At 61.6% G+C, this 11524-nt stretch carries 4 protein-coding genes, 1 tRNA gene and 1 CRISPR repeat array; of the genes, 3 read left to right on the top strand and 2 right to left on the bottom strand.

Annotated features, from left to right (window positions below; all coding sequences use genetic code 11):
• Window positions 1–52 precede the first annotated feature (52 nt).
• Window positions 53–709 carry an AIM24 family protein gene (locus tag ESO89_RS10520; RefSeq protein ID WP_128905467.1) on the top strand — a complete coding sequence of 219 codons (657 nt, stop codon included), beginning with the start codon at window positions 53–55 and terminating at the stop codon, window positions 707–709.
• 183 nt (window positions 710–892) lie between these two features.
• Here ESO89_RS10520 and ESO89_RS10525 read toward each other — a convergent pair whose 3' ends face one another.
• Window positions 893–2248, bottom strand: a complete 1356-nt coding sequence (locus ESO89_RS10525; protein ID WP_128905468.1) for a sodium-dependent transporter — start codon at window positions 2246–2248, stop codon at window positions 893–895.
• Between the two features lie 199 nt (window positions 2249–2447).
• Between ESO89_RS10525 and ESO89_RS10530 the strand changes: the two genes are divergently transcribed.
• The gene (locus ESO89_RS10530) at window positions 2448–3836 is read left to right on the top strand and encodes an NAD(P)/FAD-dependent oxidoreductase (RefSeq protein WP_128905469.1); all 1389 of its coding nucleotides are present in this window, start codon (window positions 2448–2450) and stop codon (window positions 3834–3836) included.
• 56 nt (window positions 3837–3892) lie between these two features.
• Here the strand turns inward: ESO89_RS10530 and ESO89_RS10535 are convergent, their stop codons facing one another.
• Window positions 3893–5014, bottom strand: a complete 1122-nt coding sequence (locus ESO89_RS10535) for a M24 family metallopeptidase (protein WP_128905470.1) — start codon at window positions 5012–5014, stop codon at window positions 3893–3895.
• 169 nt (window positions 5015–5183) lie between these two features.
• Here ESO89_RS10535 and ESO89_RS10540 point away from each other — a divergent pair.
• Window positions 5184–5258 (top strand) — tRNA-Val (locus ESO89_RS10540).
• Between the two features lie 13 nt (window positions 5259–5271).
• A CRISPR array of direct repeats spans window positions 5272–11523; the repeat unit is 30 nt; unit sequence GCTTCAATCCCTCAAAGGTTCGTCTGAAAC.
• The last annotated feature ends 1 nt before the right edge of the window (window position 11524 follow it).

The following is an 11524-nucleotide window of genomic DNA, read 5'->3' on the forward strand; positions in this document are numbered from 1 at the left end:
CGATGGCGCCGAATCACCGGCTAGCCGAACCCACGGGTTCGGTCCCCGCAACATGAATCTCGATCAGTTCGCCGCCGAGAACGCACCGACAGCGAGCGACGAGCCGTTCCAGTGCGAGAACAGCTACACCTTGGACGTCGACGTCGACGGCACCGCGATGGCGAAGGCCGGGTCGATGGTCGCGTACACGGGCGACCTCTCGTTCACCGGGAAGGCCTCGGCCGAGGGAGGTATCAAGGGCTTCCTCAAGGAGGCCACGACCGGCGAGGGAACGCCCATCATGTCCGTCGAGGGGGAGGGCCACGCGTACCTCGCCGACGCGGGCAAGAAGGTACAGGTCGTCGAGCTCGGCGCCGACGAGTCGATCACGGTCAACGGCGAGGACGTGCTCGCGTTCCAGTCGTCGCTCTCCTACGAGATCAGCACGATCGACAGCCTCGCCGGCGCGCTCGCCGGCGGGTTCAGCAACGTCTTCCTCGAAGGACCGGGGTACGCCGCGCTCACCACCCACGGCGACCCGATCGTGCTCGACCCGCCGGTCGCGACCGACCCGAGCGCGACCGTCGCGTGGGGCGGGACCTCGCCCGAGATCGAGGTGAACCGAAGCCTCTCCGACATGGTCGGGCAGGAGTCCGGTGAGCGCTATCAGATGCGGTTCGACGGGCCTGACGGGTTCGTCGTGGTCCAGCCGTACGAGGAGCACGTCTAGCGGAGCGACCGCTCACGGGCCGCCGCGCGCGGTCCTGAAACGGCTCTCGAACACCCGACACGCCTCGCACGTCACCCGCATACGGCCATCGCGCCCTGCATACGCCTCGAACGCTCCCAACTCTCGCGTCGGCGGACGGTCACCGACCGGTCCGGATGTCGGAACGGCGGTCGACCGGTCCGCCTACTGCGCGGCCAGCCAGTCGGCGAAGTCGCCGGTGAGGAAGCCGACGTAGTCGACGACGCCGAGGTACAGCGAGACGACGACGACGATCACGATCGGGACCCGGACCGCCCAGATCCACGCGTCGTCGAGGCCGCCGATGTCGGCGATGCCGCTCCGTAGTTCCTCCCGAGCGACATCCGGGATCACCCACCCGACGAACAGCGCGAGCAGCAGCGAGCCGAGGACGAGCAGTATCCCGTCCGCCAGGAGGTCGTACAGGTCGAGGAAGATCAGGTCAAGCGTCACCGGCACGCCGAGCAGGAAGACCGCGGTCCCGAGCGCGGCAGACGCCGGAATCCGGGAGACGCCGACCTCGTCGATCAGGTAGGAGACGAGCACTTCGAGGATGCTGATCGCGGACGAGAGCGCGGCGATGCCGACCATGCCGAAAAAGACGACGCCGATGGCTCGGCCGCCGGGGATTCCGGCGAACGCCGAGGTGAGGCTCACGAAGATCGCACCGGGGCCGCCCGTGCCCGGCTCGATCCCGACCGTAAAGAGAACGGGGAAGACGACGAACCCCACGAGGACGGCGACGAGCGTGTCGAGCGCGGCGATAATGCCGGCGTCTGACGCCAAATTTCGGTCCTCACCGAGGTAGGAGGCGTAGGTGATCATCACGCCCATTCCGATCGAGAGGGTGAAAAAGGCCTGTCCGGCGGCGGCGGGCAGGATCTCGGTCCAGTTCGCCGCGATCGTCCCGAAGTCCGGCGAGAGGTAGTAGCTGTACGCCGCGCTCGCGCCGTCGAGCGTGAATCCGTAGGCGGCCAGCCCCAAGAGCAACACCAGGATGGCGGGGACCATCACCTTCACGCTCAGCTCGATGCCGCGCCTGACGCCGGCGGCGATGATGCCGATGACGAGCGCCATGAACACGGCGTGAAAGAGGAGCGTGTCGAGGCCGGTCGAGACCGTTCCGAACACCGCCTCCGCCTCGGCCGGGTCGGTGATGGTGAACCCCTCGGTGATCCCGATGAGGGTGTATCGGAGGAACCAGCCGGCGACGACGCTGTAGTACGACAGGATGATGAAGCCGGTGACGACGAACAGCCAGCCGGCGTACGACCACACGCCGCTGCCGAGATCCCGGAGCGCGCCCACGGGATTCCGGTCAGTCCGACGGCCGATCACGAACTCGACGAGGACCGCCGGGAACCCGATCAGCGCGACGAACGCTAGGTAGGTGATCAGAAACGACGATCCGCCGTACTGGCCGGTGATGAAGGGGAACCGCCAGATGTTCCCTAACCCGACCGCGCTACCGACCGCGGCGAGGATGAACCCCGCCCGCGTTGCCCATGTCTCGCGTGCCATTTGTGTGCAGGATTGAACCCTCGCACCCCCTAAAAGCGTGTCTCTCCGCCGCTCTAACCGATAATCATCATACATGATCAATCGGTCACTGGTGCGGGAGGGAGGGGGCTTTGGCGTCCCGCGTCGGCGCCGTGGTCGGTGTACCGACGCCCCGTCCGGGGACCGTGAATTTAATAGCCGGACGGCGACCTCACGGGGTATGGAACGCGTAGACGTCGCGATCGTGGGCGGCGGTCCGGCCGGGTCCTCCGCAGCGCACGCGGCCGCGACCGGCGGCGCCGACGCGCTCGTGCTCGAAAAGGGAGTTCCCCGCGCCGACCGGGACCGACTCGGTCCGGACTCGACCGACGCCGCGGGCATCCTCGACTACTGGGTCGACATCATGGGGATCCACCCCGACGAGTTCGACGACGGCGTCGTCCAGCGGGAGTTGAACCGCGCGGAGTTCCGCGGCCCGGACGAGTCGGCGACGCTCACGACAACCGGGGTCGAATCCCCGTACGACAAGTTCGGTTACACCTTCCACCGCGCCCGCTTCGACGACTGGCTCCGTGACCGCGCCGAGGACGCCGGCGCGGAGTACCGTGCCGGCGAGTCGGTCCGCGGCGTCGACACCGACCCCGCCGTCTCGCCCGGAAGCGACGAGCCCCGACACCGCGTCGAACTCGCCTCCGGCGAGACGGTGGGCGCGGACTTCGTCGTGCTCGCTGACGGCCCCCAGCGCACGGTGACGAACAAGGTGCTCGACGAGTACCTCCCCGCGGACGCGGCCGCCTCCGAGCGGCTCGCCTCCCGGACGGCCAACCACATCGCGTATCAGGAGTACCGCCGCGTCCCCGAGGAGGTGTACGAGGCGGTGAACGACGCCATCGTCTTCTGGTGGGGCGTGATGCCGGGCGAGACCGCGTACCCGTGGATCTTCCCGAACGCGGACGGGGTCTGTCGGATCGGGCTCACGATGCCCATCGGACTCGACATCGACGACTTCGACCGCGACGCGTACGCGCTGCTCGACGACGACGACGAGTCGATCCCGCAGGGCGGCGAGTACGTCCGGCGCCTCCTGGAGTGGCAGTACGGCGACGAGTACGACATCGAGGAGGACTTCCCCGTCGTCGAGGACGCGGGCAAGCGGAACGGCACCGAGACGTACCCGATCTCCTCGACGCGCCCCATCGACTCGCCGACCGAGGCCGGGATCGCGGTCGCCGGCGGCGCGATGGGCACCACCTCCGCCTTCCACGAGGGCGGCGACCACGTCGCGGTCCGCACCGGCGCGATCGCGGGCGAGCTGGCCGCCGCGGGCGGCATGGCCCCCTACAACCGGCGGTGGAAGGAGGCGATCGGCGACGAGATCGTCCGGAACGTGACGATGGCGGACATGGTCGCCGACTACGAGCCCGACGACTGGAACCGGGTCATCGGCGCCGCCGACGCGATGCTCGCGGCGGAGACCGGCGACGGGCTCCTCTCGCAGCCGTACCGCTCCGGCTGGGAGTCGGCGAAGCTCATGGCCGGCTACAAGTGGAACAAGCGCCGCGTGAAGAAGAACTACGTCGGCATCGACGAAAGCGAGTACGTCTACTGAGCGGTTCCTCGGCGCTTCGCTTTTGCGGACGCCGGGAGCTATCTGCCGAACGCGGTCTACCGAATGACCGGCGCGGTCAGCTCTCGCGGCTCGGTCGCGATCCCGTCGACATCGACCGGCTCCACCTCGTGTGTCGGCCACTGGCCCGTCTTCGTCAGCGTCTCGGTCAGGTCGGGCGACACGAGGTGGGTGTCCTCGCTCTTCGCGCCCTGCACGGTCGGGTTCCACGCGTAGCCCATCGGCCACCGGACCGTCTCGTCGCTCTCGGGGGTCGCGATCCACTCGCGGCCCGCGAAGCCCGCCGCGCCGCCCTGGTGATGCTCGCGCCACTCGTCCGCGAAGCCGACCGCGCCGTACGCCTCCTGGATCGCGTCGAACACGTCGCCGGCGGTGTCCGGATCGCCCGAGCCCGTCAGCTCCCCGGCCGCGGCGGCCTCGGTCGCGGCGAGCGCGGTCGCCTCGACGCGGGCGGCCGCGCGGTGGCGCTCCTCCAGCCAGTCGGGGGCGTCGAACGCGACGGTGCGGGTGAGGGAGGCGTACAGCCCGGCGCGCTCGGCGGTGACGGAGACGAGCGCGTAGTCGCCGAGCGTCGCGTCGCTCGGGGTGTAGTGGCGGTACGATTGCGCGCGCTCGGCGCCGCCGACGAGCACGACCGGGGTGTCGACATCGCGAGACGCGAGGGAGATGTCGATGCCGGCGGCGACCTCGTACTCCGGGTCCTCCGGTTCGAGGTTGCGGCAGACGGTCTCGACCGCGGCGGCGGCCTCCCGGCCGAGTTCGCGGTAGCGCTCGACGTCGTCGTCGGTGAGCGGCTGCCGGAGCCGGTTCCCGTCGACGCGCTCGAAGCTCGGCACGTCGAAGTCGGCGGCCGCGGGCGCGGGAGACCGGTCCGAGACGGCGTCGGCCAGCGAGCTCGCATGCCACGGGAACGACTCGACGGCGACGGCGTCGGGGAGCTCCTCGTCGGCGAGCCGGTTCGCCTCGATGTCGTCGGTGATCACCCGGAGCTCGCCGTCGTAGCCGGCGGCGGCGACCCCACGGTCGGCGTCGGCGTCGACAACGTTGTCGCCGCCGGTGAGCCACGCGAACCCGTTCGGCTTGGCGAACCAGACCGCTTCGAGCCCGCGCTCGTCGAGGTACGCGTCGAGCCTCTCGGTGCGGGCGGCGAGATCGACCATACCCGACGACTCTCCCCGAGCCAGTAAAACCGGTCGGAACCGCTTCGGTCCGCGAAAAATCGATCGACCCGACGGGAGAATCGGCCGACCGCACCCCCGTGTCGGCGACCGAAACGAAAGGTTCAATTACGTCCCCCGGATACGATGAGATGCGTCAGTAAGCCCCTGTGGGTTGGTAGTCTAGTCCGGTTATGACACCTCCTTGACATGGAGGAGGCCGGCAGTTCAAATCTGCCCCAACCCACTCCCTTATAAGTGCTTCAATTCCTCAAAGGTTCGTCTGAAACCGCTACCGACCGCGTTGCCGACGTCGAGAACGTAGTGCTTCAATCCCTCAAAGGTTCGTCTGAAACTCGAGAACAGGATTTGCTTCGGTTTTAGCTCGGTGGCTTCAATCCCTCAAAGGTTCGTCTGAAACATGCGTTCCCCGCTCTGTGACGACTGTCGGTTGTAGCTTCAATCCCTCAAAGGTTCGTCTGAAACCATCGAGCTGCCCCGCTCGCACTTCTACGAGCGTTTGCTTCAATCCCTCAAAGGTTCGTCTGAAACCCCCCAGCTGATGGTGAGCGTGAGGTCCGAAAACTCGCTTCAATCCCTCAAAGGTTCGTCTGAAACGGCAGCATGGCCCCGTACTGGCCGGGGGATACGAGGCTTCAATCCCTCAAAGGTTCGTCTGAAACACGTCGGCGACCTCCTCGGGCGGGAAGGCGGTCATGCTTCAATCCCTCAAAGGTTCGTCTGAAACGACGGCGTTCTACATGACCGTGACCGGGCGGTCCGGCTTCAATCCCTCAAAGGTTCGTCTGAAACGCGTGTCGCTCCACTTCGAGACCTCGCACTGTCCGAGGCTTCAATCCCTCAAAGGTTCGTCTGAAACGGCCAGCTCGTCGTCGAGGTCGGCGGTAGTGGTCTGCTTCAATCCCTCAAAGGTTCGTCTGAAACGGTCAACAAACGGCTCATCCGGAAGGCCCGACGGAAGCTTCAATCCCTCAAAGGTTCGTCTGAAACTCGAGACAGGACGGACCCACCAGGAAGTCAAAGAGGCTTCAATCCCTCAAAGGTTCGTCTGAAACCGGCGACGTGGCGGGAGAGGTAGCGGGAGAGATCGCTTCAATCCCTCAAAGGTTCGTCTGAAACTCGTCCCGGCTAACAACGACGAGGTGTTCAAACCCGAGCTTCAATCCCTCAAAGGTTCGTCTGAAACAAGCCGATCACGCCGTCCGCCGGCTTCGCTGCTACGCTTCAATCCCTCAAAGGTTCGTCTGAAACCCGCAATAATCAGCATCGCAGCCTCCCAGACAGTAATGCTTCAATCCCTCAAAGGTTCGTCTGAAACCGTCATGCGGTCCCGGTCGGCAGGCAGCTTCAGCTTGCTTCAATCCCTCAAAGGTTCGTCTGAAACCGGGTCGAGTTGGGCCGGCTCCTTGCCCTCGACGAGCTTCAATCCCTCAAAGGTTCGTCTGAAACTTGACCCCGGTTGTCTAACGTACCCATGGTCATCTGCTTCAATCCCTCAAAGGTTCGTCTGAAACGCCCTGAAGCGACCGGGACAGCCGCCGCCGCGAGCGTGCTTCAATCCCTCAAAGGTTCGTCTGAAACTACAGCTCGATCAGCTCGTACGTGCGGGATCTCGTGCTTCAATCCCTCAAAGGTTCGTCTGAAACGATGTTATCTCGGATTGTGACACCACAACCCACCGGCTTCAATCCCTCAAAGGTTCGTCTGAAACGACGACGGGCGGACGTACGCCCGTCTGTGGCTACTCGCTTCAATCCCTCAAAGGTTCGTCTGAAACTCGACCGTGATCGAGCTGTACTCGTTGCCCGGATCCCGGCTTCAATCCCTCAAAGGTTCGTCTGAAACACGACTCCCACGGCGGACACGATCGTGATCGAGTCGCTTCAATCCCTCAAAGGTTCGTCTGAAACGTTCCTGTCAGCCGGCAACTTCAGCTTGAAGGTGCTTCAATCCCTCAAAGGTTCGTCTGAAACCACTACGGCGCGAGCGTCGAGGCGACGGCGTGGCTCGCTTCAATCCCTCAAAGGTTCGTCTGAAACCAGTACGTCCAGCAGACGGCCCAGGCGCTTCACGAGCTTCAATCCCTCAAAGGTTCGTCTGAAACCGCCTCGCGGTGGTCGGCCTGGACGACGAGGACGAGCTTCAATCCCTCAAAGGTTCGTCTGAAACCGCACCACTCCACGAGCACTCGGGGCAGTACACCGCTTCAATCCCTCAAAGGTTCGTCTGAAACCACCACCGCCTCGTCCGGCGTCGACACCGTCACCGCTTCAATCCCTCAAAGGTTCGTCTGAAACGAAGCCGGGCCGTCGAACTACCCGAGCAAGAAGGCGCTTCAATCCCTCAAAGGTTCGTCTGAAACGAGCAAAATATTTTGGAGGTGGCGGGCGACCCGCAGGCTTCAATCCCTCAAAGGTTCGTCTGAAACGCGATCGAGCACGGGATCCGCGACGCCGCCGAACAGGCTTCAATCCCTCAAAGGTTCGTCTGAAACCCGAGATCGAGGCGCCGACGGAGATCACGGTGACCGCTTCAATCCCTCAAAGGTTCGTCTGAAACGCTCGCTCATCCAACGATACAATCAACCCCATGGCCGAGCTTCAATCCCTCAAAGGTTCGTCTGAAACGACGAGAAGAAGTCGGCCACGGCAGGCGACACGACGCTTCAATCCCTCAAAGGTTCGTCTGAAACAATCGGTACCGATACCGATACCGCCCGCGATACCGGCTTCAATCCCTCAAAGGTTCGTCTGAAACGCAACTTGACCGTGCACCGACGGAGGTGAATATGGCTTCAATCCCTCAAAGGTTCGTCTGAAACCATGGTATCGGCCCGTCGACGGCCGACGCGATCGCTTCAATCCCTCAAAGGTTCGTCTGAAACAACAGGAACCGGGGACCGCGACCGATGAGTGACGCGCTTCAATCCCTCAAAGGTTCGTCTGAAACGCGAAGCGTGTAGATGAGCCCTGCGAAGTCCGATTGCTTCAATCCCTCAAAGGTTCGTCTGAAACGCGGGACGAGATCAAAACCCGCTTTCCCGACGTGCTTCAATCCCTCAAAGGTTCGTCTGAAACTCTCGACGAGGTGAGCCCATGAGCACACTCAATCAGCGCTTCAATCCCTCAAAGGTTCGTCTGAAACTGTCCTTCTCGACCCACCGGAAGGTCCGTGGATGGTGCTTCAATCCCTCAAAGGTTCGTCTGAAACCGGTTCCGGACCTCAGCCAGCGGACGTTCAACAACCGCTTCAATCCCTCAAAGGTTCGTCTGAAACCTGTCGAGGGACAGGTCGTTGACGTAGTAGCACTCGCTTCAATCCCTCAAAGGTTCGTCTGAAACGACAAATCCGCTCACGTCCGGCGGGTTCGGGAGTGGCTTCAATCCCTCAAAGGTTCGTCTGAAACCACGCGACGTCGAACTGGTCGCTGCCCGTGATGAAGCTTCAATCCCTCAAAGGTTCGTCTGAAACTTGCCGCCCGCAGCGGCCTCGGCCTCCTGGAAGGGGCTTCAATCCCTCAAAGGTTCGTCTGAAACATGTCCTGCGGGGCCTGCGTACGCTCTTGGCGGCGGCTTCAATCCCTCAAAGGTTCGTCTGAAACCCTGACCTCGTACTCCTCGCCATCGAGTCTGCCGACGCTTCAATCCCTCAAAGGTTCGTCTGAAACCCGGCAGATTGACCACAAGGACGACTCCTTACGCGCTTCAATCCCTCAAAGGTTCGTCTGAAACTCCGACGCGAGGAAGATGTCGTCCCACGTCAACAGGCTTCAATCCCTCAAAGGTTCGTCTGAAACTGGCCGAGCAAGTGGGGGCGGACTCCCCACAGATCGCTTCAATCCCTCAAAGGTTCGTCTGAAACGAGTTCGCGACGGCGACGACGACGCGCGACGTGACCGCTTCAATCCCTCAAAGGTTCGTCTGAAACGTCGTCGTGCTATCGTCGTATTCCTGCTCGACGACGAGCTTCAATCCCTCAAAGGTTCGTCTGAAACGGCGGGTGGCAGGGCGACGGCACGATGAGCGTTGCAGGCTTCAATCCCTCAAAGGTTCGTCTGAAACGGCCTTGAGCACCTCCGCTTTGGTGGTGTCAACCGGGCTTCAATCCCTCAAAGGTTCGTCTGAAACTCGACAAGCTTCGGGAATACGACCTCGTTGAGCGTGCTTCAATCCCTCAAAGGTTCGTCTGAAACCACATCGAGAACGTTCTACCCCCTCCAGTAAAGCTTGCTTCAATCCCTCAAAGGTTCGTCTGAAACGTGCGCCTCAAGGCTGTCGTACGTGCACTGGCGGACGCTTCAATCCCTCAAAGGTTCGTCTGAAACTGGTTCTCGCCCTCCGACGGTCCTCGTGATCGGTGGCTTCAATCCCTCAAAGGTTCGTCTGAAACAATACCCCGTTACTTAACAAGAGCGTCTGCAGTTTGCTTCAATCCCTCAAAGGTTCGTCTGAAACGTTGTCTTCGGGCCCGGTCGCGCCCTTCCAGCTGTTGCTTCAATCCCTCAAAGGTTCGTCTGAAACCCGAGAGTGTGACGGCGTCGATCCCGCCGGATCTGGCTTCAATCCCTCAAAGGTTCGTCTGAAACTGTACTAAGCGGGGGTAGGGCTTAGTCGCTCGGGGCCGCTTCAATCCCTCAAAGGTTCGTCTGAAACAAGGCGGCCGCGACCGACTCTACCCGCAAAAGGCCGCTTCAATCCCTCAAAGGTTCGTCTGAAACGCTCGCTAAACACGGTCCCGATATCTGAGCCCCTCGCTTCAATCCCTCAAAGGTTCGTCTGAAACGGTGCCGACGCCGATGTACGTCGCTGCGCGCCGGGCGCTTCAATCCCTCAAAGGTTCGTCTGAAACAAGTCGAAGTCCCGGGCCACCAGGTCGTCCGGGTCGCTTCAATCCCTCAAAGGTTCGTCTGAAACGGTCCTCGACGAGTCGGTCGTCCGCGACGCGGCGGCTTCAATCCCTCAAAGGTTCGTCTGAAACCGCGAAACGGTCTTCGTACTCGGTCCACGATTGGCTGCTTCAATCCCTCAAAGGTTCGTCTGAAACAGTCCTTGCCGCCACTCACCGACAGGTAGACATGGTCGCTTCAATCCCTCAAAGGTTCGTCTGAAACTCCGCTCGGAGCCGGTCGCGCGTATCGGAGTCGAGTCGCTTCAATCCCTCAAAGGTTCGTCTGAAACCAAGCACATTCGGGCCGAGGACAAGGTGAGCCGGGCGCTTCAATCCCTCAAAGGTTCGTCTGAAACGAGACTGCATTCCTCGCTCGGGTCGCTACAGGATGCTTCAATCCCTCAAAGGTTCGTCTGAAACCATCCCCGATGCTCACCCCGACGACATGCCGAAGCAGCTTCAATCCCTCAAAGGTTCGTCTGAAACACGAAGATAGTCAGTAACTCGATAGTTACGAGGGCGCTTCAATCCCTCAAAGGTTCGTCTGAAACTGTACAAATGAAGTACTCTTCCACGGGTACAAAGAGCGCTTCAATCCCTCAAAGGTTCGTCTGAAACCGTCACGCCATCGTGCGTGTCCGCGTACCACCGTCCGCTTCAATCCCTCAAAGGTTCGTCTGAAACCCACTTCGAGGAAGACATCTTCGTGGCGTCGAACCGCTTCAATCCCTCAAAGGTTCGTCTGAAACTGGTACTGCGCCTCCAGGTCAACGAAGAGCACGTCGCTTCAATCCCTCAAAGGTTCGTCTGAAACTCTCCGCGACGACCTGGTGCTCGCGGTATTCGGAGATGCTTCAATCCCTCAAAGGTTCGTCTGAAACTGTCGGTAAGCGGGGTCTAAAGTGTTCGGGAAAACAGGCTTCAATCCCTCAAAGGTTCGTCTGAAACAGGAGACATTCTTGAGCGTCTGGTTCCCGTTGATCTGCTTCAATCCCTCAAAGGTTCGTCTGAAACGCGTCGTTCGCGTGCTTGACGACGTCGGTCTGGCTGCTTCAATCCCTCAAAGGTTCGTCTGAAACCGGGTAGTCGGTGCCCTGCGTGGTGTACCGGACGTCGCTTCAATCCCTCAAAGGTTCGTCTGAAACAACCAACTCGAAGAACACGAGCGCATCGATCAAGCAGCTTCAATCCCTCAAAGGTTCGTCTGAAACGATCTGGCTCTCTCGGTGGATCGAATTGTACACCGAGCTTCAATCCCTCAAAGGTTCGTCTGAAACCTCGACGAGTACGATACCGCTGTTCTCGATCAGGTCGCTTCAATCCCTCAAAGGTTCGTCTGAAACCGCAGCACACTGATACTCGACGACACCCCCGTCCTTGCTTCAATCCCTCAAAGGTTCGTCTGAAACGCGCGACAGCCGCCGCTGCAGCCCACGTCACGCTGCTTCAATCCCTCAAAGGTTCGTCTGAAACGGCACGCCGATCATCAGGGTGTTCGGCACGCCGAGGGCTTCAATCCCTCAAAGGTTCGTCTGAAACAATTCCCAACTTGTCTGTGACGTATCCGGCTAGGAGCTTCAATCCCTCAAAGGTTCGTCTGAAACA

Origin of the sequence: Halorubrum amylolyticum (assembly GCF_004114995.1) — an archaeon.
GTDB classification, from domain to species: domain Archaea; phylum Halobacteriota; class Halobacteria; order Halobacteriales; family Haloferacaceae; genus Halorubrum; species Halorubrum amylolyticum.